The organism is Streptomyces sp. P1-3, assembly GCF_050613155.1.
GTDB lineage: Bacteria > Actinomycetota > Actinomycetes > Streptomycetales > Streptomycetaceae > Streptomyces.
Window position 1 is genome coordinate 3,120,462 of record NZ_CP192512.1, and the last position, 20,087, is coordinate 3,140,548.

Consider the following 20,087-nt stretch of genomic DNA (forward strand, 5'->3'; position numbering starts at 1 on the left):
GGTGCCTCGGCCGCTCACGATCTACGGCACCGGCCTCAAGGTTGTGCACCGAACCGTTACGTGTCGGTGTTTTCGCACTCACGTCCCGCGCCTCCCCCTTTCGGGTATACCCGCCCCGTGCTCACGACTCCACCGGTAGCTTCTGCCCGTGCCACGCGGCCTCGAACAGCGCTTGTCCGTCGTGAGGTCTCTGACCGAGCGAGATGCCGCGGTCTCAGCCGGGGAGGAGTCACACCTCAAGGATGCGGCATCCGGTGAGGTTTCGGCGTACGGCCCCTTCCGTCACCCACCGTGGTGCACGTCGGCGCCCGTTCGCCGCGGCCGTTGAGCAGCGGCTTTCCGCCGCGACCACCGCGACCAAAGGTGGCGCGCACCGCGACCGCATCGCGTTGCGCGCCACGGAGAGATCAGCGGACCAGGCCCCAGCGGAAGCCCAGCGCCACCGCGTGCGCCCGGTCGGAGGCGCCGAGCTTCTTGAACAACCGCCGCGCGTGCGTCTTCACCGTGTCCTCGGAGAGGAACAGCTCGCGGCCGATCTCCGCGTTCGACCGGCCGTGGCTCATGCCTTCCAGCACCTGGATCTCCCGCGCGGTGAGCGTCGGGGCGGCGCCCATCTCCGCGGAGCGCAGCCGACGCGGGGCCAGCCGCCAGGTGGGGTCGGCGAGCGCCTGGGTCACGGTGGCGCGCAGCTCCGCGCGGGACGCGTCCTTGTGCAGATAGCCGCGCGCGCCGGCGGCGACCGCGAGCGCGACCCCGTCCAGGTCCTCGGCGACCGTCAGCATGATGATGCGCGCGCCGGGGTCGGCGGAGAGCAGCCGACGCACGGTCTCGACGCCGCCGAGCCCGGGCATCCGTACGTCCATCAGAATCAGGTCCGAGCGGTCGGCGCCCCAGCGGCGGAGGACTTCCTCGCCGTTGGCCGCCGTCGTCACGCGCTCGACGCCGGGCACGGTCGCGACCGCGCGACGCAGCGCCTCTCGGGCAAGCGGGGAGTCGTCGCAGACGAGGACGGATGTCATGGCCGCCCTCCGCAGCTGATGAGCGTCACCTTGTGCCTCCAGGCTGTACGTATCGTCACCTGAGCGATTGACCGCCTCGGACGCCCGTCCGAGAGCTTCATCCATCAACCGCCTCGCACTCTCAACGACGGTCACCCGAAAGAGTTACGGGCTTCGGCGGCCGCCTTCGACACTCTACGTGAGGGCGCGGACACGGAACCGCTTCACCACTCGCGTCGCCCCGTTCCTCCGCCATGCCCCGATGAGTGGCATTTGGCGACCTTGCTTCCCATCTGACGCCATGTGTGGCTAGATTCGCAATGAGTCATATTTTCATCTGCTTACACAGCGGATGTACGGTCGTGAGCACCGCGGCCACACCCGTTCGCATCGAGGGGATAGAAGCAATGGCCGATTTCTCCCGACTTCCCGGTCCCAACGCCGACCTGTGGGACTGGCAGCTCCTCGCCGCGTGCCGCGGAGTCGACAGTTCACTCTTCTTCCACCCCGAGGGCGAGCGCGGCGCGGCCCGCAGCGCCCGGGAGTCCTCGGCGAAAGAGGTCTGCATGCGCTGCCCGGTGCGCGCGCAGTGCGCGGCGCACGCGCTGGCGGTACGGGAGCCCTACGGCGTATGGGGCGGACTCACCGAGGACGAGCGAGAAGAGCTCATGGGGCGCGCCCGGCACCGGGTCATCGCCGCGTCCGGCGCGCAGAAGACGTGACGGCGCGGTGCGCGCCGTGCAGGCGGGGGCCGAGGGCTGCGCCGCGCGCGGTCCGGTGTGCGCGAGTGACGCGCGCGAGTGAGGAAACGTTTCTTCTGCGCTGCCCCGCCCCTCTCCGCCGCCCCGCCGACGGACTGGACGAATAGGGCGACGCGGGTCAGCGGCGGGCCGCGTGTTCCAGGCGGTCCAGCATCGCCGCCACCGCCGGCACCCGGGCCAGGTCCGGCAGCGTGAGCGCTACGACTTCGCGCTGTACGACGGGCTCCACCGGCACCGTCGCGGCGCCCTTGGCCCGTACCGACTCCAGCGCCAGTTCAGGCAGCACCGCGACCCCGAGCCCGGCCGCCACCAAGCCGATGACCGCCGGGTAGTCGTCCGTCGCGAAGTCGATCCGGGGGGTGAAGCCCGCGCCCTCGCAGACCTCCACCAGGTGGCGGCGGCAGCGCGGGCAGCCCGCGATCCACGACTCCCCGGCCAGTTCCGCGATGCCCACCGGACCCGCCCCGGCGAGCCGGTGAGTCTCCGGGACGACGCCCACCAGCCGGTCGGCGAGCAGCGGTCGCACCACCAGGTCGTCCCACTCCGCCTCCGCCGCCGGATCCGAGCCGCGCACCTCCGGGTACCGGAAGGCGAGCGCGATCTCGCAGTCCCCGGCCCGCAGCATCTCCGCCGAACGCGGCGGCTCGGCCTCGACCAGCGAGACCCGGGTGCCGGGGTGTGCGGCCCGCATCCCGGCCAGCGCGCAGGGGACCAGCGTCGAACTGCCGCTGGGGAACGAGGCCAACCGGACCCGGCCCGCCCGCAGCCCGGCGAGCGCCGCGACCTCCTCCTCGGCGGCCGTCAGCCCGGCGAGGATGCCCGCGGCGTGCCGTACGAGCGCCTCGCCCGCCTCCGTCAGCCGCATCTCGCGGCCCGTACGCACCAGCAGCGGCGTGCCCGCGGATTGCTCCAGGGCCTTCATCTGCTGGCTGACGGCGGGTTGCGTGCAGCCCAGTTCCCGCGCCGCGGCGGAGAAGGAGCCGGTGGCGGCCACAGCGCGCAGCACCCGGAGATGACGAGCCTCGATCACGCTCCGAGCATAAGCCTTGCTTGGAGTCAACCGGAAAAGTCAGTTCGCCCCTTTGGTCCTGTGTCCCTTACGGTGCCCCTCATGCAGCTGCTTTCCGTGAACCTGGGCCGCCCGCACTCCGCCGACTACACCAGCGCCGAGTTCACCGGCATCGACAAGCGCCCCGTCACCCGACCGGTGGCCGTGGCCGCGCCGGGGCCCAAGGGGACGGCCGGCAGCGGCGTCGCGGGAGACACGGTGGGCGACCTGCGCCACCACGGGGGCGACGACCAGGCCGTGTACGCCTTCGCCCGCGAGGACCTGGACGGCTGGGAGAAGGCCCTGGGGCGCGAGCTGCCCAACGGCGTGTTCGGCGAGAACCTCACCACCCTCGGCGTGGACGTGAACGGCGCGCTGATCGGCGAGCGCTGGCGGATCGGCCGCGCTGTGGTCCTGGAGGTCGCCACGGCGCGCATCCCGTGCCGTACGTTCGCGGGCTGGCTCGGCGAGCGCGGCTGGATGAAGCGGTTCACCCAGGCGGCCGCGCCCGGCGCGTATCTGCGGGTCGTCGAGCCGGGCGAGATCCAGGCCGGGGATCCGGTCGAGATCGTTCACCGGCCGGACCACGAGGTGACCGTGTCGTTCCTGTTCCGCGCGCTGACGACCGAGCGGACGCTGCTGCCGCGGGTGCTGGCGGCCGGTTCGGCACTGCCCGCCGAGGAGTCGGAGCGGGCCCGGAAGTACGCGGCCGGCCACGCGGCGGACCCGGGGCGCTGATCCCGCCTCCGGATGCCGGTGCGCGACGACGTGGCTACCGTGCGTTCTATGACGACTGCACTGATCACGGGTTCCACTTCGGGGATCGGCGCCGCCTTCGCCCGCCGTCTCGCATCCGACGGCTACGACGTGGTGCTGGTGGCGCGCAACGAGGAACGGCTCCGGGAGCAGGCCGCCGAGCTGCATGACCGGCACCGCGTGGAGGCGGAGGTGCTGCGCGCGGACCTGGCGCAGGACGGCGGGATCACATCCGTCGAGAAGCGGCTGTCGGACTCCAAGCGCCCCGTCGAGCTGCTGGTGAACAACGCGGGCTTCGCGAACCGCGGCACCTATCTCGACGTCCCCCTGTCGGACGAGCTGAGGATGCTCAAGGTGCACTGCGAGGCGGTGCTGCGGCTGTCCACGGCGGCCATCGTCCCCATGCGTGAGCGGGGGCGCGGCGGGGTCATCAACGTCGCGTCGACGGGGGCGTACCTACCGCGCGGCACGTACGGGGCGAGCAAGGCGTGGATCGTGCAGTTCACGCAGGGCATGCCCCAGGACCTGGCGACGAGCGGCGTACGGACGATGGCGGTGTGCCCCGGCTACGTACGGACGGAGTTCCACGAGCGGGCCGGGATGGTCATGGCCGAGGTGCCGGAGTGGATGTGGCTGGAGCCGGACCGGCTCGTCAGGATCGCGCTGAAGGACTTCGCGCGCGGGAAGACGCTGTCCGTCCCGGATCTGCGGTACAAGACGATGCTGGGCCTGTTCAAGCTGGCTCCGCGCGGTGCGATGCCCCGCATCTCGCCCAACCACGGCCGCTACTACGGCGACAAGAGAGCGGGCGAGGCGAAAGTGGGCGACAAGGCCTGACGTCCCCGGACACGGGCGAGGCCCGGACTCCCCGAGGGGAAGTCCGGGCCTCAGCCTTGTTCTTCGGGCCCTGACCGGGGGTCAGTGCGAGTGGCCGTGGCCGTGGCCGTGACCCGCCTCGGCCTCCTCCTCCGCCGGCTTCTCGACCACGAGCGTCTCGGTGGTGAGCAGCAGGGAGGCGATGGACGCGGCGTTCTCCAGCGCGGAGCGGGTGACCTTGACCGGGTCGATGACGCCGGCCTTCACCAGGTCGCCGTACTCGTCGGTCGCGGCGTTGAAGCCCTGGCCCTTGTCGAGCTCGGCCACCTTGGCGGTGATCACGTAGCCCTCGAGGCCGGCGTTCTCGGCGATCCAGCGCAGCGGCTCGACCGCGGCGCGGCGGACCACGGCGACACCGGTGGCCTCGTCGCCGGAGAGGCCGAGGTTGCCCTCCAGCACCTTGACGGCGTGCACGAGCGCGGAGCCACCGCCGGAGACGATGCCCTCCTCGATCGCGGCGCGCGTCGCGGAGATGGCGTCCTCCAGACGGTGCTTCTTCTCCTTCAGCTCCACCTCGGTGGCGGCACCGACGCGGATCACGGCGACACCGCCGGCCAGCTTCGCGAGGCGCTCCTGGAGCTTCTCGCGGTCCCAGTCGGAGTCCGTGGCCTCGATCTCGGCCTTGATCTGCGCGACGCGGCCGGCCACGTCCTCCGCGTTACCCGCACCGTCGACGATGGTGGTGTCGTCCTTGGTGACGGTGACCCGGCGGGCGGTGCCCAGCACGTCCAGACCGGCCTGGTCGAGCTTGAGGCCGACCTCCTCGGCGATGACGGTGGCACCCGTGAGGGTGGCGATGTCACCGAGGATCGCCTTGCGGCGGTCACCGAAGCCCGGGGCCTTGACGGCCACCGCGTTGAAGGTGCCGCGGATCTTGTTGACGACCAGCGTGGACAGCGCCTCGCCGTCGACGTCCTCGGCGATGATCAGCAGCGGCTTGGAGCCACCGGCCTGGATGACCTTCTCCAGCAGCGGCAGCAGGTCCTGGATGGAGGAGATCTTGCCCTGGTGGATCAGGATGTACGGGTCGTCGAGGACGGCCTCGAGACGCTCCTGGTCGGTGACGAAGTACGGCGAGAGGTAGCCCTTGTCGAAGGCCATGCCCTCGGTGAAGTCCAGCTCCAGACCGAAGGTGTTGGACTCCTCGACGGTGATGACACCGTCCTTGCCGACCTTGTCGATCGCCTCGGCGATCAGCTCGCCGACCTGCTGGTCCTGGGCGGACAGCGCGGCGACGGCGGCGATGTCGGACTTCTCGTCGATCGGGCGGGCGGTCGCGAGCAGCTCGTCGGAGACGGCCTTGACGGCGGCGTCGATGCCCTTCTTCAGCGCGGCCGGGGAGGCACCCGCGGCGACGTTGCGCAGGCCCTCGCGGACCAGCGCCTGGGCCAGCACGGTGGCGGTGGTGGTGCCGTCACCCGCGATGTCGTTGGTCTTGGTCGCCACCTCCTTGACGAGCTGGGCGCCCAGGTTCTCGTACGGGTCCTCGATCTCGACCTCGCGGGCGATGGTGACACCGTCGTTGGTGATGGTCGGGGCGCCGAACTTCTTGTCGATGACGACGTTGCGGCCCTTGGGGCCGATCGTCACCTTCACGGTGTCGGCAAGCTTGTTGACGCCGCGCTCAAGGGCGCGACGGGCGTCCTCGTCGAACTTCAGAATCTTCGCCATGGGAGCGATTCAGTCCTCTCGTTGCGATCGGCGGCCGCCCTGGCAGCGGCCGGCATCGCGCGAAACGAACTGCGCCCCTGCCCCGTCCGTGTCAGAGCGGGAACCAGGGGCGCACTTCAAAAGCAACTTCGGTGAATTACTTCTCGACGATCGCGAGCACGTCGCGGGCCGAGAGGACGAGGTACTCCTCGCCATCGAACTTCACCTCGGTGCCGCCGTACTTGCTGTAGAGCACGACATCGCCGACCTTCACGTCGAGCGGCAGGCGCTCGCCGTTCTCGAAGCGGCCCGGGCCCACGGCCAGGACAGCGCCCTCCTGGGGCTTCTCCTTGGCAGTGTCCGGAATGACCAGGCCGGAGGCCGTGGTCTGCTCGGCGTCGAGCGGCTGGACCACGATGCGGTCCTCAAGCGGCTTGATGGCAACCTTGGAGCTGGCGGTCGTCACGATCCGACCTCCCCCTTCGGAGATCTCACGGGGTTAACTGTCTGAGGTGGCGACCAGGTCGATCCGTCGTCGCGGGTGCCGGACCTGCCCGTCGCTGTGTTGGCACTCCATGGTGCGGAGTGCCAGCCCTGAGACTAGGACGCGGTTAGCACTCAGTCAACTAGAGTGCCAACCTGCTGGGCGCGTCGGCGCCGCCGCGCGCCCCCTCGGCGCTCCGCGACCCCCATCCACCTGGGGCAACGGCCCGGTCCTGGGCAAGGTTCCGGACGGGGACAATGGGCGGGTGGACGTTGACGCATTCGACCGACTGCTCTCCCCCGAGGGACAGGAGCTGCTGGCCGCGCTCCGGGACTACGACCCGGCCCGCGAGCTGGCCACCGCGACCCGGCTGCGCCGCGACCACCCGGCCGAGCTGGTCTCGGCGGCGCTGACCCAGGCGCGGCTGCGGCAGCGGGCGGAGGCGAAGTTCGGCGCGGACGCGTACCGCATGTACTTCACCCCCAACGGCTTGGAGCAGTCCACCCGGGTGTCGGTCGCCCGGTACCGCGCCGAACGCTTCGCCGACCACGGGCCCGTGGAGGTCCTCGACCTGTGCTGCGGCATCGGCGGCGACGCGCTCGCGCTCGCCGCGCGCGGCTTCGTCGTCCCTGCCGTCGATCGCGACCCGCTGACCTGCGCGGTCGTGCGGGCCAACGCCGAGGCGCTCGGGGTGTCCGAGCTGCTGCACGCCGTGTGCGCGGACGTCACGACGTACCCGGGGGCCAAGGAGTACGAGGCCGTGTTCATCGACCCCGCCCGGCGCGGCGGCCGGGGCCGGATCTTCGACCCGGAGGCGTACTCACCGCCGCTGTCCTGGGCCGTGGAGACGGCCCGCGCGGCCGACTTCGGTGCCATCAAGATCGCGCCGGGCATCCCGCACGAGGCGATCCCCGACGACGCCGAGGCGGAGTGGGTCTCGGACGGCGGGGACGTGAAGGAGGCCGTCCTGTGGTTCGGCGCCGAGCCGGGCGCGCGCCGGGCGACGCTGCTGCCCCAGGGCGTGTCGCTCACCGGCCGCGGCCTGCCGGACCCGGACGTACGCCCCGTGGGCCGCTACCTCTACGAACCGGACGGCGCCGTGATCCGCGCGCATCTGGTCGCCGAGGTGGCGGAGGAGGTCGGCGGCGGGCTGATCGACGAGACCATCGCGTACGTGACGGCGGACGGGCTGGTGCCGACTCCGTACGCGTCGGCGTACGAGATCACCGACGTGCTGCCGTTCAACGTCAAGCGGCTGAAGGCGCTGCTGCGGGAGCGCGGGGTGGGCGTGGTGACGGTGAAGAAGCGCGGGTCGGCGGTGGAGCCGGAGGAGCTGCGCAGAAAGCTGAAGCTCGACGGAGCGAACTCCTGCACGGTCATCCTCACCCGGGTGGCGGGGGCTCCGACCATGCTGCTGGGGCACCCGGTCAGCCGGTGAGGCGGCGGGCCACCAGGCGGTAGTAGTCGACCGACTTGAGCAGGCCCAGGGCTCCCGTGGTGGTGAGTATGCCGGTGATGGCCAGGACCGCGGGGTACATCGCGTCGGAACCGGATCCGGAGACGACCAGGGTGCCGGCCAGGGCGAGGCCCGTGCAGCACAGCACCAAGGACGGCAGGAACCAGAAGAGCGCGCGGGCGGGGGTGTGCCAGGCGGTGACCGCCACGGCGTCACCTGCCGCGGCCTCGTCGTGCAGGCGGTCCCTGGCGTCGGCCTCCTCGCGTATCCCGTCGGCCAGTATGAGGACCGAGGGGACTGCCAGCGCCAGGGCGATGCCGAGCAACACCGCGCCCACGACGACGCCGAACGGCTCGCCCTCCGACATGTAGCCGACGCCCGGCACGGCCAGGACGCAGCCCAGGACCAGCAGGGCCGTCAGCAGCCACAGGCCCAGGGCCCGGCCCGGGGCCAGGTATCTCCGTGCCAGCTGCGGCAGCTCCGGTGGCTGCGGTGCGGTCTGTGCTCGCGGTGCGGGCTCGATCAGGGGAGCGGTCACCGTTCAAGTGTCCACCCCGGCCCCGGCGCACCCGCGGGTGGGGCGTCAGACCTGCTCGAACCGCCAGCGGTGCACGGCCCGGCGGGCCAGTCCCTCCGGAGGCTCCGGGAGCTCCGGCAGCTCGGCGTCGTACGCGGCGTCCCACCAGGTGACGACCAGGACCCGGTCCTCGGGCGCGCGGAACGTCTCACGGCGCGACGGGGCGGGGGCCAGCTCCTGCCTCCTGGCCCATTCCAGGAGCTCCGCGCCCCGGTCCTGCGCCGCCCGCGCCTCCCACATCAGCGCGACGGTCATGCCGTGCCCCTCATGAGTACAGGTTGTCCTTGCTCAGCTCGTGGAAGTGGTCGTGGTCGTGGTGGTCATGGCCGTGGTCGTGGCCCGGTACGTGGGTCTCCGTCACCGGCAGCGAGGAGTCCGCCGACAGGTCCCACGACGACGCGGGCCGGTTGCGGGCCACCATCTCCGCGCCGAGCGCCGCCACCATCGCGCCGTTGTCCGTGCACAGCTTCGGCCGCGGCACGCGCAGCGTGATGCCCGCGTCCTCGCAGCGCCGTTCCGCCATCGCCCGCAGCCGGGAGTTGGCCGCCACGCCGCCGCCGATCATCAGGTGGTCGACGCCGTTGTCCTTGCAGGCGCGGACCGCCTTGCGGGTGAGCACGTCCACGACCGCCTCCTGGAAGGACGCGGAGACGTCGGCCACGGGCACGTCCTCGCCCGCCGCCCGCTTCGCCTCGATCCAGCGCGCGACCGCCGTCTTGAGGCCGGAGAAGGAGAAGTCGTACGCCGGGTCGCGCGGACCGGTCAGGCCGCGCGGGAAGGCGATCGCGGCCGGGTCGCCGTCGCGCGCGATCCGGTCGATGACTGGACCGCCGGGGAAGCCGAGGTGCAGCACCCGGGCGATCTTGTCGAACGCCTCACCCGCGGCGTCGTCGATGGTGGAGCCGAGCGGGCGGACGTCGGCGGTGATGTCCGGTGCGAGCAGCAGGGACGAGTGACCGCCGCTGACCAGCAGCGCCATCGTCGGCTCGGGCAGCGCGCCGTGTTCGAGCTGGTCGACGCAGATGTGCGAGGCCAGGTGGTTCACCCCGTACAGCGGCTTGCCCAGCGCGTACGCGTACGCCTTGGCCGCCGAGACGCCGACCAGCAGGGCACCCGCGAGCCCCGGGCCCGCCGTTACCGCGATGCCGTCCAGGTCGGAGGCGGCGACTCCGGCTTCCTTCAGGGCGCGCTGGATGGTGGGGACCATCGCCTCCAGGTGCGCGCGGGAGGCGACCTCGGGGACCACGCCGCCGAAGCGGGCGTGCTCGTCGACGCTGGAGGCGACGGCGTCGGCGAGCAGCGTGTGGCCGCGCACGATGCCCACGCCGGTCTCGTCGCAGGAGGTCTCGATGCCGAGAACGAGAGGTTCGTCAGCCATGGGTGTGGGTTCCTTGTGTTCCGTGCGTTCCTGGGATGGGGGTGTGGCCCGCCGTGGGGCCGGAGGCGGCGGAGGACGGTGCCGCGGGTCGCGGGGCGCTCGCCGGATCCCCCAGCCGCATCACCAGCGCGTCCACGTTCCCCGGCTGGTAGTAGCCCTTGCGGAAGCCGATCGGCTCGAAGCCGAAGCGCTCGTAGAGGCGCTGCGCGCGGGTGTTGTCCACGCGCACCTCCAACAGCACCTCGTGGCACTCGAAGGCGGTCGCGGCCTGGAGCAGGGCGGTCAGGAGCCGGGCGCCAAGGCCCGTGCCCCAGTGGTCGCGGGCGGCGCCGATGGTCAGCACGTCGCCGGTGCCGTCGATCGCGGAGAGCCCGGCGTAGCCGACGACCCGGCGCTCCCCCTCCTCCGTGACGTCCTCCGCGACGACGTAGCGGCGGTTCGCGTCCGGGCCGCGGGCGTGGGCCAGGTCGGACCAGAACATGCCGCGCGACCAGGCGTCCTCGGGGAACAGGTCGTGTTCGAGCACCAGCACCGGTTCGATGTCCCACCAGCGCATCTCGCGCAGTACGACGGTCACCGTGTCTCCTCGCCCTCCCCCAGCCCTGACGGCTGGGAGGTGCCCGCTTCTCCGTCCGCTGCGTCGCTCACCGCGGCGTGACCACCTTGTAGTTCGCCGGCACCTGCGCGTCGGGGCGGCGCAGGTACAGCGGGCGGTCCGGCAGGAAGCCGCCCGACTCCACCGACTCACCGGCGGCCAGCTTCTCCGCCGCCAGGGCCGCCAGCGCGGCCGCCGACTGGTGCTCGGGCATGCCCGCCGGCACGTCGCCGAAGAAGTCCGGGTACAGCAGCGCGCCCGCGCCGACGGCGGGCAGCTCGGCGATCTCGGGGAACCGCTCGGCGATCTCGGCGGGGCGGTTCACCGCGGGCTCGGTGGCGCGCGAGCGCGGGTCGTCGTACCGCGCCCAGTAGACCTCCTTGCGGCGCGCGTCCGTCGCGACGACGAACGGCCCGGTCAGGCCGGCCTGCCCGGCGGCGTACGCGATGCCGTCCAGCGAGCACAGCCCGTGGACGGGGACGTCGAGCGCCGCCCCGAAGGTGGCGGCGGTGACCAGGCCGACGCGCAGCCCGGTGTACGGCCCGGGTCCGACGCCGACGACGACGCCGGTCACGTCGGCCAGGGCGTGTCCCGTCGTCCGCAGGACGCGGTCCACGGCGGGCAGGAGCAGCTCGCCGTGGCGGCGGGCGTCGGTCTGACTCGACTCGGCGACGACCTGCGTTCCGTCGTGGAGGGCGGCGGTGACGGCGGGGGTGGCGGTATCAAGGGCGAGCAGCAGCACGGGACCAGCCTACGGCGCGCGGCGGGCCGCCGGTCCCGCGCTCTCCCCCGGGGCCGTCCGGGCGACCCCAACGGGCTGGATTTTCCGGCCCGTCCGGCACTTGGGCGCCGGAACGGCGAGGGGTGGGGTGCTACGGTCGCGGTGACGAGATGTGGGATACGGGAATACGGTCGTACGAAAGGTGGCACAGCCGTGGCACGCAGCAGCACCGGAACCGCCGTGGCCGCACTCACCGCAGCGGCGATAGCCGCCGTCGGCTTCCTCGCCTACCAGGCCAACGCGACCGCCCCGGACCATCCCACTCAGGCCCGCTCGGACTCCCGCAGCAGCAGCCCCAAGGACGGCGGTAAGGGGAAGGAGGGGCGGGACGCGAAGAAGGTGCCCGCGGACTCCGGCACCGGTCGGCGCGTGGTCTACGCGGTGGGCGCGAAGCGGGTGTGGCTGGTCGGCGCTGACGAACGGGCGCTGCGCACCTTCAAGGTCGCGCCCAGCTCGGTGGACCCCGAGCCCGGCGCGTACGGCGTCACCTCGCGGTCGGCGGGCCTCGTCGGCTCGGACGGCGTGCAGGTCGAGCACGTCGTGATCTTCCACCAGGCGAACGGGATAGTGTTCGGGTTCAGCTCGGCGCTGGACGGCTCGACGCCCAATCCGAACGCGCGGAAGAAGACGGGCGGCATCCGGCAGGGCCGCGAGGACGGCTCGGCGATGTGGGACTTCGCGACGAACGAGACCAAGGTCGTCGTCGTTCCGTAAGCGTCCGTGGTCGCCCTCTAAGCGGCCCTGGTCGTCCCGCAAGCGACTCTCGTCGTCCCGCAAGCGCTACGCGGCGTCCCGCTCGGCGCTGCGCGGCGCCCGTTCCTCATCGCGGTCGCGGCACTCCTCGACCGGCTCCGTCTGCTCCTCGGGCGGCGTGGAGACCGCGTTGGCCGCCGCACAGGACGCCAGCAGATCACGCATCGACGGCTGCTCGCCTCGCCCGGTCGGCACGGCGGCGGAGGGCTTCTGCGCCGACATAGATGCCTCCTGTTCGGAGTCGAGAGTTAGGCACACCTAACCCGCTCTCTCACTCCATGTGACCACGGCCGGTACCGTGCGCGCAACATCTTGCCGACGGCTTGTCGGAAACTATGAGAGAGCTGTTCGGGTGGCGCGGCCGTCACCCGGCCAGGACGGACAGGTCCGCCGCCGTCCAGCGCGAGCCCACGCCGGTCACCGTCACCTCGCGTACGTCGTCCGGGTTCGGGTCGGTCAGATGCGCCGCCTCCGTGCCCGCGGCCGCGCCCACCGCGCGCTCGATGACGACGTGCAGCCGGTCCTCCGACAGCTCCTCGACTTTGCCGTCGCCCCACTCGACGACCACCACCGAATCCGGCAGCGACACGTCGAGATCGAGGTCCTCCATCTCGTCCAGGCCGCCGCCGAGGCGGTACGCGTCGACGTGGACCAGCGGCGGACCGTCGCCCAGGGACGGGTGGACGCGTGCGATGACGAAGGTCGGCGAGGTGACGGCGCCGCGTACGCCCAGCCCCTCACCGAGACCGCGGGTGAGCGTCGTCTTGCCCGCGCCGAGCTCACCGGTGAGCAGAACCAGATCACCGGGGCGCAGCAGCTTCGCGAGTCTGCGGCCCAGATCCCGCATCTCCTCGGCCGTACTGACCGAGAGCCGGGCCGTGACGGCCGCGGCGGTGGAAGTGGCGAGCGTCGGTGCGGTGCGCGGGTCGTTCATACCCGCCGATGGTACGGGGACGCGGCGGCCCGCGGAGGCCGCGGCGGACGGGGCGGCGGCCGCGGGCCGGATCAGTCGCGGGCGGGATCGGCCGTTGGGTGAGGTCGCCTGTGACCCGGACCAAGTGTGAGCCGGATCAGCCGTGGGCCGGACCAAGTGTGAGCCGGATCAGCCGTGGGCCGGACCAGGCGTGGGCCGGACCAGGCGTGGGCCGGACCGGCCGAAGGCCGGATCAGCCGTGGGCCGGGCGGGCGCCGTCCGCACGCCCGGACCGCGGCTGACCGCCCGCCCCCGGCGTCCCGTCCGCACCCGCACCCGCCGCCCGCGCGGCGGCCACGCCCGCCCGGGCGAGCAGGTCGGCCAAGTGCGCGTCGACCAGCTGAGGGTGTTCCAGCATCACCAGGTGCCCGGCGTCCGGGACGATCACCAGCTCCGCGCCGGGCAGGGCCTCCGCGATGGCCTCGCTGTGCTCGCTGGGGGTGATCAGGTCCTTGTCGCCCGCGAGCACGAGCACCGGCAGCCCGTCGAAGACGGCCAGCGCCTCCGACTTGTCGTGCTCCACGAACGCCGGGTAGAACTCCGCGACCACGTCGATCGGGGTCGCCTCGATGAGGCGCTCCGCGAACCGCGCCACCGCCGGGTCCACGTCCTTCGATCCGAACGAATAGCGCTTGATCAGCCCGGCGAAGAGGTCGGCGGTGGCCCGGCGGCCCCGTTCGACGAGCTCCGTCTGCGAGCCGAGGGCCCTGAGCAGACCGGGCAGTACGCGGCGGACCGCCTTCACGCCCGCCGCCGGCAGCCCGAAGCTGACCTCGCCGAGCTCGCCCGCCGAGGTGCCGACGAGGGCGACGCCCGCGACGCGCTCGCGCACCAGCTCCGGGTACTGGGCGGCCAGCGCCATCATCGTCATGCCGCCCATGGAGTGGCCCACCAGGACCAGCGGGCCATCAGGCGCCGCCGCGTCGATGACGGCCTTCAGGTCGCGGCCGAGCTGGTCGATGCTCACCGGGTCGCGCGTGTCGAGCTGGGTGTGGCCGCGACCGGAGCGGGCGTGGCTGCGCTGGTCCCAGTAGACGGCGCGGACGACGCCGCGCAGCGCCGCGCGCTGGAAGTGCCAGGAGTCCTGGGCGAGGCAGTAGCCGTGGCTGAAGACCACCGTGGGCGGGGCGGGGGCGGCGCGGCGGCCGAAGATCCGGGAGGTGAGGGACGGCGCGGGCGGCTCCGGCGCCGGGCCCTCCTCGACCTCGTAGTACAGCTCGGTGCCGTCGTCGGCGAGCACCGTTCCCGGGGTGCCGCGGAGCGTGCCGAACGGGCCCGCCGCGTCCAGCGCCAGCCGCGCCTTGCGCCGTACGTCGCGGCCGACCGTCAGCCGCTCCAGCGCGACACCGGCCGCCGCGCCCGCCGCGACGACGCCCAGCGCGGCGCCGGCGAGGCCCGCGCCGCGCCGCCAGCCGCCGTTCGCCGCCGGCGCTCCGGCCGTGGTGTCGCCCATGCCCTTCACGTCCCCATGCTCGCGTGCCCGTGCCCGTGCCCGTGCGCCCGTGCCTTCGGCGGCCGCCTCAGAACGACGTCCCGACGTCCGTGCCGGCGGACGTCTCAGCGCTCGTCGACGTAGACGCGCGGCACCCGGGTCCCGATCCGGGTGACGATTTCGTACGCGATCGTACCGACGGCGCGGGCCCAGTCCTCGGCCGTCGGCTCGCCGCGGTCGCCGGGGCCGAAGAGCACCGCCTCGTCGCCGGGCGCGGCGGCGTCGCCGCCCAGGTCCACGATGAACTGATCCATCGCCACCCGGCCCGCGATGGTCCGCCACTTGCCCGCGACGAGCACCGGGCCGGTGCCCGAGGCGTGGCGCGGGATGCCGTCCGCGTAGCCGACGGGAACGAGGGCGAGGGTGGTCTCGCCGGGGGTGGTGTAGTGGTGGCCGTAACTGACACCGTGGCCGCCCGGCACCCGCTTGACCAGGGCGAGGGCCGCGGTGAGCGTCATGACCGGGCGCAGACCGAAGTCGGCGGGGGCGCCGATCTCGGGGATCGGCGAGATGCCGTAGCAGGCGATCCCGGTCCGTACGAGATCGAAGTGCGCCTGCGGGAGGGTGAGCGTCGCCGGGGAGTTGGCGAGATGCCGGACCTCCGGGGCGAGCCCCCGGCCCTCGGCGTACGCGGTCATCTCCCGGAACGCGGTGAGCTGGGCGTCGATGGAGGGGTGGCCGGGCTCGTCGGCACAGGCGAAGTGCGACCACAGGCCGGTGACGCGCACGGTGCCCTCGGCCTCGGCGGCGCGGGCGGCCGCCACGAGGTCCGCCCAGTCCGCGGGCTGGCAGCCGTTGCGGCCCAGGCCGGTGTCGGCCTTGAGCTGGATCCGGGCGGTGCGGCCGGCGGCGCGGGCGGCGGCGATGACCTCGCGCAGCGCCCACATCCCGCTGACCGACACGTCGATGTCCGCCTCGATGGCCTCCCGCCAGGGCCCGCCGGGCGTCCACAGCCAGCACATCAGCCGTCCCCGGTCGCCGGCGGCCCGGAGCGCGAACGCCTCCTCGGGCGTCGCGGTGCCCAGCCATCCCGCCCCGGCCTCCCGCGCCGCGCGGGCGCACCGGACCGCGCCGTGCCCGTACGCGTCCGACTTCACCACGGCCATCAGCTCGGCGCCCGACGCCCGCTCCCGCAGCGCCCGGACGTTGGCCCGCAGCGCGGCCAGGTCGATCTCGGCGCGGGCACGCGGAGCGGGCTCGCCGGAGGCGGCCGGCACGCCGGGGGCGGGGGCGGATGCACTAGCTCCGGAGTTTGTAGTCATCCCAGCCAGTGTCTCAGGGCGCGGCGGCCACCCACCCCCGACCCGGGCGTCCTCGGGCCCGGGCGGGTCGTTTTCTCCCGCCACCACGGTGTTTCCCCTTCGCTGAGCGACGCCCGGCAACGCGGCAATCGCGAGACCGGGCGTGGGCCATTGGGGACACTGGTGCCCATGAGGACTGGCTACCGCGTCGAGACCGTACGGGCCGCAGAGCGGGCGCTGATGGCCCGGCTGCCGGAGGGCACGCTCATGCGGCGGGCCGCCGCCGGGCTGGCGGCCGTCTGCGCCGAGCTGCTGGGCCGCGTCTACGGGGCGCGGGTCGCGCTCCTCGTCGGAAGCGGCGACAACGGGGGCGACGCCCTCTACGCGGGCGCGCGGCTGGCCCGCCGCGGCGCCGGGGTCACCGCCGTGCTGCTCACGCCGGAGCGGGCGCACAGCGGCGGGCTGCGGGCCCTGCGGGCGGCGGGCGGGCGCGGCGTGCCCGCGGACTCCCTCGACGCACTCACCGCCGTCGGCCGCGCCGACCTCGTCGTCGACGGCATCGTCGGCATCGGCGGCAGGGGCGGGCTGCGGCCCGACGCCGAGCGCCTGGTGCGGGCCGTACGCGGCATCCTCGTGGCCACCGACCTGCCCAGCGGCGTGGACGCCGACAGCGGCGAGGCTCCCGGCGCCGCCGTCCGCGCCGATATGACGGTCACCTTCGGCACGTACAAGCCGGGCCTGCTCATCGACCCCGCGCACGAGCACGCCGGGGCGCTGCGGCTGATCGACATCGGGCTCGCACCGTGGCTGCCGTCGGCCCCGGACGTCGAGGCGCTCCACCATGCGGACGTCGCCGAGCTGCTGCCGCGGCCGGAGCCCGAGAGCGACAAGTACCGGCGGGGCGTGGTCGGCGTGGTCGCCGGTTCGGCGCGCTACCCCGGTGCCGCGGTACTCGCCGTCGCGGGCGCGCTGCGCGGTGGTGCCGGGGCGGTGCGGTACGTCGGCCCGGCGGCGGACGCGGTGATCGCCCGGTTCCCCGAGACCCTCGTCCACGCCGGACCGCCGCACAAGGCGGGGCGCGTACAGGCGTGGGTGGTCGGCCCCGGGCTCGGCGACGACGCGGTCGCGCGGCAGGCGCTGGACGACGTCCTGGCCTCCGACGTGCCCGTACTCGTCGACGCCGACGGGCTGCGGCTGCTGCCGCGCGACATGGGGCGGACGGCGCCCACGCTGCTCACCCCGCACGCCGGGGAGGCTGCGGCGCTGCTGGGCACCTCGCGCGAGGACGTCGAGGCGAACCGGCTGCGGTCGGTGCGGGCGCTGGCGGACCGCTTCGCCGCCACCGCGCTGCTCAAGGGCTCCACGACGCTGGTCGCCGCCCCGGACGGCGGCCCGGTCCGGGTCAACCCGACGGGCACCGGCTGGCTCGCGACGGCGGGCAGCGGGGACGTGCTGTCGGGGCTGACGGGCTCGCTGCTGGCCACGGGCCTGAACCCGCGCGAAGCGGCGTCGGCGGGCGCGTATCTGCACGGCCTGGCGGCCCGCCGCGCCACGGGCCGACAGGGCGCCCCGATCACGGCGTACGAGGTGGCCACGGCACTCGGCGACGCGTGGGCGGAGGTCGCCTCGGCCTGACCCCGCCGGGTTCCCTCCCCAGTCCGTGGCACGGGTGCGCCTGCGGTGGTCGGCTGGGTCGGGACCTCCCCCAGCGCGGCCGCTGGGGGTGCCCCCAGGGGTACCTCCTCGGTCGGCGAACCTACTGCCCATCCGCAGGGTCGCCGGCAAGATGTTCGCCGCGCTGCGGGGGCACCCCGACGCGCCCCCTCCCGCCGTCCTCGCGGCTGCGGCCGGGTGGGAGTTCCCTCCCGGCGGCGCCCCGGTGGGCCCCCACGGCCCCTCGCCGGGAGGCGACACCGCAGGCCCACGCCGGGAGGCGTCACCCCTCCGCGATCACCACCGCCGACGCGACCCCCGCGTCATGGCTCAGCGAGACGTGCCAGTGCCGTACGCCCAGTTCCTCCGCGCGTGCCGCCACCGTGCCGCGGACCGTGAGGCGGGGGCGGCCGGTGTCCTCCGTCACCACCTCGGCGTCCGTCCAGTGCAGGCCGCCCGGTGCGCCCAGGGCCTTGGCCACGGCCTCCTTCGCGGCGAAGCGGACGGCCAGCGACGCGATGCCGCGCCGCTCACCGCTGGGCAGGAACAGCTCCCGTTCCACGAACAGCCGCGCCGCCATGGACGGCGTCCGCTCCATCGCGTCCGCGAAGCGGTCGATCTCGGCGACGTCGATCCCGACCCCGATGATCACGCCGTACCCGCCCCCGTACGCGTTCCCGGCCTCACTCCACCGTCACCGACTTCGCCAGGTTCCGCGGCTGGTCCACCTCGTTGCCACGGGCCGTGGCCAGTTCGCAGGCGAAGACCTGGAGCGGCACGGTCGCCACCAGCGGCTGGAGCAGGGTCGGGGTGGGCGGGATCTCGATCAGGTGGTCGGCGTACGGGGTCACCGCCGTGTCGCCGCGCTCGGCGATGACGATGGTGCGGGCGCCACGGGCCCGGATCTCCTGGATGTTGGAGACGATCTTGTCGTGCAGGACGGACCGCCCGCGCGGCGACGGCACCACGACCACCACCGGCAGGTCCTCCTCGATCAGCGCGATCGGGCCGTGCTTCAGCTCGCCCGCCGCGAAGCCCTCGGCGTGCATGTACGCCAGTTCCTTGAGCTTGAGCGCGCCCTCCAGGGCGACCGGGTAGCCCACGTGGCGGCCCAGGAACAGCACGGTGTTCTTGCCGGCGAGGGAGCGCGCCAGCTCCCGTACCGGCTCCATCGTCTCCAGCACCTGGTCCACCTGGGTGCCGATCTCCGACAGCTCGCGGATCACCGCCTGGACCTCGTCGCCCCACTTGGTGCCGCGCACCTGGCCCAGGTACAGGGCCACCAGGTAGCAGGCGACGAGCTGGGTGAGGAACGCCTTGGTCGAGGCGACGGCGACCTCGGGACCGGCGTGCGTGTACAGCACGGCGTCCGACTCGCGCGGGATCGTCGAGCCGTTGGTGTTGCAGATGGCGAGCACCTTGGCGCCCTGCTCGCGGGCGTGCCGCAGCGCCATCAGGGTGTCCATCGTCTCGCCGGACTGCGAGATGGCGACGACCAGGGTGCGGGAGTCCAGGATCGGGTCCCGGTAGCGGAACTCGCTGGCCAGCTCCGTCTCGCACGGGATGCGCGTCCAGTGCTCGATGGCGTACTTGGCGATCATGCCCGCGTGGTACGCCGTACCGCACGCCACGATGACGACCTTGTCGACCTCGCGCAGCACGGAGACCGGGATGCGGATCTCGTCCAGCGACAGCGAGCCCGACGCGTCGATCCGGCCCAGCAGCGTGTCGGCCACGGCCTTCGGCTGCTCGGCGATCTCCTTGAGCATGAAGTAGTCGTAGCCGCCCTTCTCGGCGGCGGAGGCGTCCCAGTCCACGTGGTAGTGCCGGACGTCGGCGGGCGCCCCGCCGAAGTCGGTGACCGTCACCCCGTCCCGGCGCAGCTCGACCACCTGGTCCTGGCCGAGCTCGATCGCCTCGCGGGTGTGCGCGATGAACGCGGCGACGTCGGAGGCGAGGAACGCCTCGTCCTCGCCGACGCCCACGACGAGCGGCGAGTTCCGGCGCGCGCCGACCACCACGTCGGGGGCGTCGGCGTGCACCGCGACGAGCGTGAACGCGCCCTCCAGCCGGCGGCAGACCTGCCGCATCGCCTCGGCGAGGTCGCCGCAGGAGGAGAACGACTCGGCCAGCAGGTGCGCCACGACCTCCGTGTCGGTCTCGGACGCCAGCTCGTGCCCGCGGTCGGTCAGTTCGGCGCGCAGGGCGGCGAAGTTCTCGATGATGCCGTTGTGGACGACCGCGACCCGCCCGGCGTTGTCCAGGTGCGGGTGGGCGTTGGCGTCCGTGGGCCCGCCGTGGGTGGCCCACCGGGTGTGGCCGATGCCGGTGCCGCCGGTGGGCAGCGGCCGGTCGGCCAGCTCCTTGTCCAGGTTGGCGAGCTTGCCCGCCTTCTTGGCGGCGGCGAGCCCGCCGTCCGCGAGCACCGCCACCCCGGCCGAGTCATAGCCGCGGTATTCGAGCCGCTTCAGCCCGGCGAGGACGACATCGAGGGCGGACTGCCCTCCCACGTAACCAACGATTCCGCACATGCAGGCAGCGTACGGCCCACCCGGTGACCCGGTGGCCACCGCCCTTGTGCCATCCGTGGGGTGCATAATGCGCGCGTGCGGCCC

Annotated in this window: 21 protein-coding genes; 6 read left to right on the plus strand and 15 right to left on the minus strand. The window is 73.3% G+C overall.

The window, feature by feature from the left end:
- Nucleotides 1-407: 407 nt before the first annotated feature.
- Nucleotides 408-1,019: a response regulator transcription factor gene (locus ACQUSR_RS12945; RefSeq protein ID WP_003948568.1), complete on the minus strand. Its 612-nt coding sequence runs from the start codon at nt 1,017-1,019 to the stop codon at nt 408-410.
- Nucleotides 1,020-1,405: 386 nt separating this feature from the next.
- Between ACQUSR_RS12945 and ACQUSR_RS12950 the strand changes: the two genes are divergently transcribed.
- A complete protein-coding gene (locus ACQUSR_RS12950) occupies nt 1,406-1,720 on the plus strand; it encodes a WhiB family transcriptional regulator (RefSeq protein WP_431042733.1) in 315 nt (104 codons plus the stop codon).
- 157 nt (nt 1,721-1,877) lie between these two features.
- Here the strand turns inward: ACQUSR_RS12950 and ACQUSR_RS12955 are convergent, their stop codons facing one another.
- The gene (locus tag ACQUSR_RS12955; RefSeq protein ID WP_431042734.1) at nt 1,878-2,789 is read right to left on the minus strand and encodes a LysR family transcriptional regulator; all 912 of its coding nucleotides are present in this window, start codon (nt 2,787-2,789) and stop codon (nt 1,878-1,880) included.
- A gap of 81 nt (nt 2,790-2,870) precedes the next feature.
- On the opposite strand from ACQUSR_RS12955, the gene ACQUSR_RS12960 reads away from it, so the two are divergent.
- On the plus strand, nt 2,871-3,545 hold the full coding sequence (locus tag ACQUSR_RS12960; RefSeq protein ID WP_431042735.1) for an MOSC domain-containing protein: 675 nt from the start codon (nt 2,871-2,873) through the stop codon (nt 3,543-3,545).
- Nucleotides 3,546-3,593: 48 nt separating this feature from the next.
- Entirely contained in the window at nt 3,594-4,400 is an 807-nt protein-coding gene (locus ACQUSR_RS12965; protein ID WP_431042736.1) for an SDR family NAD(P)-dependent oxidoreductase, read from the plus strand.
- An 81-nt stretch (nt 4,401-4,481) separates the two neighbouring features.
- Here the strand turns inward: ACQUSR_RS12965 and groL are convergent, their stop codons facing one another.
- Nucleotides 4,482-6,110: a chaperonin GroEL gene (groL, locus tag ACQUSR_RS12970; RefSeq protein WP_431042737.1), complete on the minus strand. Its 1,629-nt coding sequence runs from the start codon at nt 6,108-6,110 to the stop codon at nt 4,482-4,484.
- A gap of 136 nt (nt 6,111-6,246) precedes the next feature.
- Nucleotides 6,247-6,555 (minus strand): co-chaperone GroES, encoded by a 309-nt coding sequence (gene groES, locus ACQUSR_RS12975; protein ID WP_431042738.1) that lies wholly within the window; start codon nt 6,553-6,555, stop codon nt 6,247-6,249.
- Nucleotides 6,556-6,838: 283 nt separating this feature from the next.
- Between groES and ACQUSR_RS12980 the strand changes: the two genes are divergently transcribed.
- Nucleotides 6,839-8,011, plus strand: a complete 1,173-nt coding sequence (locus tag ACQUSR_RS12980) for a class I SAM-dependent methyltransferase (protein ID WP_431042739.1) — start codon at nt 6,839-6,841, stop codon at nt 8,009-8,011.
- Here ACQUSR_RS12980 and ACQUSR_RS12985 read toward each other — a convergent pair.
- From ACQUSR_RS12985 to tsaB, 5 genes are all read right to left on the minus strand, one after another.
- Entirely contained in the window at nt 8,001-8,567 is a 567-nt protein-coding gene (locus ACQUSR_RS12985) for a hypothetical protein (RefSeq protein ID WP_431042740.1), read from the minus strand. The two genes, ACQUSR_RS12980 and ACQUSR_RS12985, sit on opposite strands and share 11 nt — an antisense overlap.
- Nucleotides 8,568-8,612: 45 nt before the next feature.
- Nucleotides 8,613-8,861 carry a hypothetical protein gene (locus ACQUSR_RS12990; protein WP_431042741.1) on the minus strand — a complete coding sequence of 83 codons (249 nt, stop codon included), beginning with the start codon at nt 8,859-8,861 and terminating at the stop codon, nt 8,613-8,615.
- Nucleotides 8,862-8,871: 10 nt separating this feature from the next.
- Entirely contained in the window at nt 8,872-9,984 is a 1,113-nt protein-coding gene (gene tsaD / locus ACQUSR_RS12995) for a tRNA (adenosine(37)-N6)-threonylcarbamoyltransferase complex transferase subunit TsaD (RefSeq protein WP_431042742.1), read from the minus strand.
- On the minus strand, nt 9,977-10,540 hold the full coding sequence (gene rimI, locus ACQUSR_RS13000; protein ID WP_431047552.1) for a ribosomal protein S18-alanine N-acetyltransferase: 564 nt from the start codon (nt 10,538-10,540) through the stop codon (nt 9,977-9,979). Before rimI ends, tsaD begins: the two co-directional genes overlap by 8 nt.
- A gap of 88 nt (nt 10,541-10,628) precedes the next feature.
- Nucleotides 10,629-11,321, minus strand: coding sequence for a tRNA (adenosine(37)-N6)-threonylcarbamoyltransferase complex dimerization subunit type 1 TsaB (gene tsaB / locus ACQUSR_RS13005; protein ID WP_431042743.1), 693 nt, complete (start codon nt 11,319-11,321; stop codon nt 10,629-10,631).
- 192 nt (nt 11,322-11,513) lie between these two features.
- Between tsaB and ACQUSR_RS13010 the strand changes: the two genes are divergently transcribed.
- A complete protein-coding gene (locus ACQUSR_RS13010) occupies nt 11,514-12,074 on the plus strand; it encodes a hypothetical protein (RefSeq protein ID WP_431042744.1) in 561 nt (186 codons plus the stop codon).
- Nucleotides 12,075-12,140: 66 nt separating this feature from the next.
- On the opposite strand, the gene ACQUSR_RS13015 is transcribed toward ACQUSR_RS13010, so the two are convergent.
- The 4 genes from ACQUSR_RS13015 to alr all read right to left on the minus strand — a co-directional run bounded on the left by ACQUSR_RS13015 (nt 12,141) and on the right by alr (nt 15,840).
- Nucleotides 12,141-12,335 carry a hypothetical protein gene (locus ACQUSR_RS13015; RefSeq protein ID WP_431042745.1) on the minus strand — a complete coding sequence of 65 codons (195 nt, stop codon included), beginning with the start codon at nt 12,333-12,335 and terminating at the stop codon, nt 12,141-12,143.
- Nucleotides 12,336-12,477: 142 nt separating this feature from the next.
- The gene (tsaE, locus tag ACQUSR_RS13020) at nt 12,478-13,047 is read right to left on the minus strand and encodes a tRNA (adenosine(37)-N6)-threonylcarbamoyltransferase complex ATPase subunit type 1 TsaE (RefSeq protein WP_431042746.1); all 570 of its coding nucleotides are present in this window, start codon (nt 13,045-13,047) and stop codon (nt 12,478-12,480) included.
- Nucleotides 13,048-13,279: 232 nt separating this feature from the next.
- Nucleotides 13,280-14,539 carry an alpha/beta fold hydrolase gene (locus ACQUSR_RS13025; RefSeq protein ID WP_431042747.1) on the minus strand — a complete coding sequence of 420 codons (1,260 nt, stop codon included), beginning with the start codon at nt 14,537-14,539 and terminating at the stop codon, nt 13,280-13,282.
- 104 nt (nt 14,540-14,643) lie between these two features.
- Complete coding sequence (gene alr, locus ACQUSR_RS13030) at nt 14,644-15,840, minus strand: alanine racemase (protein ID WP_431042748.1); 1,197 nt, start codon at nt 15,838-15,840, stop codon at nt 14,644-14,646.
- Between the two features lie 168 nt (nt 15,841-16,008).
- Between alr and ACQUSR_RS13035 the strand changes: the two genes are divergently transcribed.
- Nucleotides 16,009-17,454 (plus strand): NAD(P)H-hydrate dehydratase, encoded by a 1,446-nt coding sequence (locus ACQUSR_RS13035; RefSeq protein WP_431042749.1) that lies wholly within the window; start codon nt 16,009-16,011, stop codon nt 17,452-17,454.
- A 301-nt stretch (nt 17,455-17,755) separates the two neighbouring features.
- On the opposite strand, the gene ACQUSR_RS13040 is transcribed toward ACQUSR_RS13035, so the two are convergent.
- Both ACQUSR_RS13040 and glmS read right to left on the minus strand, forming a co-directional pair.
- Nucleotides 17,756-18,124, minus strand: a complete 369-nt coding sequence (locus ACQUSR_RS13040) for a holo-ACP synthase (protein ID WP_431042750.1) — start codon at nt 18,122-18,124, stop codon at nt 17,756-17,758.
- A 31-nt stretch (nt 18,125-18,155) separates the two neighbouring features.
- Nucleotides 18,156-20,003, minus strand: coding sequence for a glutamine--fructose-6-phosphate transaminase (isomerizing) (gene glmS / locus ACQUSR_RS13045; protein ID WP_431042751.1), 1,848 nt, complete (start codon nt 20,001-20,003; stop codon nt 18,156-18,158).
- Nucleotides 20,004-20,087 lie beyond the last annotated feature (84 nt).

Bases quoted from the DNA above. Each gene is read 5' to 3' on its own strand.
- ACQUSR_RS12945 (WP_003948568.1), bottom strand. From the start codon at position 1,019: ATGACATCCGTCCTCGTCTGCGACGACTCCCCGCTTGCCCGAGAGGCG.
- ACQUSR_RS12950 (WP_431042733.1), top strand. From the start codon at position 1,406: ATGGCCGATTTCTCCCGACTTCCCGGTCCCAACGCCGACCTGTGGGAC.
- ACQUSR_RS12960 (WP_431042735.1), top strand. From the start codon at position 2,871: ATGCAGCTGCTTTCCGTGAACCTGGGCCGCCCGCACTCCGCCGACTAC.
- ACQUSR_RS12965 (WP_431042736.1), top strand. From the start codon at position 3,594: ATGACGACTGCACTGATCACGGGTTCCACTTCGGGGATCGGCGCCGCC.
- groL (WP_431042737.1), bottom strand. From the start codon at position 6,110: ATGGCGAAGATTCTGAAGTTCGACGAGGACGCCCGTCGCGCCCTTGAG.
- ACQUSR_RS12990 (WP_431042741.1), bottom strand. From the start codon at position 8,861: ATGACCGTCGCGCTGATGTGGGAGGCGCGGGCGGCGCAGGACCGGGGC.
- tsaD (WP_431042742.1), bottom strand. From the start codon at position 9,984: ATGGCTGACGAACCTCTCGTTCTCGGCATCGAGACCTCCTGCGACGAG.
- rimI (WP_431047552.1), bottom strand. From the start codon at position 10,540: ATGCGCTGGTGGGACATCGAACCGGTGCTGGTGCTCGAACACGACCTG.
- ACQUSR_RS13015 (WP_431042745.1), bottom strand. From the start codon at position 12,335: ATGTCGGCGCAGAAGCCCTCCGCCGCCGTGCCGACCGGGCGAGGCGAG.
- tsaE (WP_431042746.1), bottom strand. From the start codon at position 13,047: ATGAACGACCCGCGCACCGCACCGACGCTCGCCACTTCCACCGCCGCG.
- ACQUSR_RS13025 (WP_431042747.1), bottom strand. From the start codon at position 14,539: ATGGGCGACACCACGGCCGGAGCGCCGGCGGCGAACGGCGGCTGGCGG.
- alr (WP_431042748.1), bottom strand. From the start codon at position 15,840: ATGACTACAAACTCCGGAGCTAGTGCATCCGCCCCCGCCCCCGGCGTG.
- ACQUSR_RS13035 (WP_431042749.1), top strand. From the start codon at position 16,009: ATGAGGACTGGCTACCGCGTCGAGACCGTACGGGCCGCAGAGCGGGCG.
- glmS (WP_431042751.1), bottom strand. From the start codon at position 20,003: ATGTGCGGAATCGTTGGTTACGTGGGAGGGCAGTCCGCCCTCGATGTC.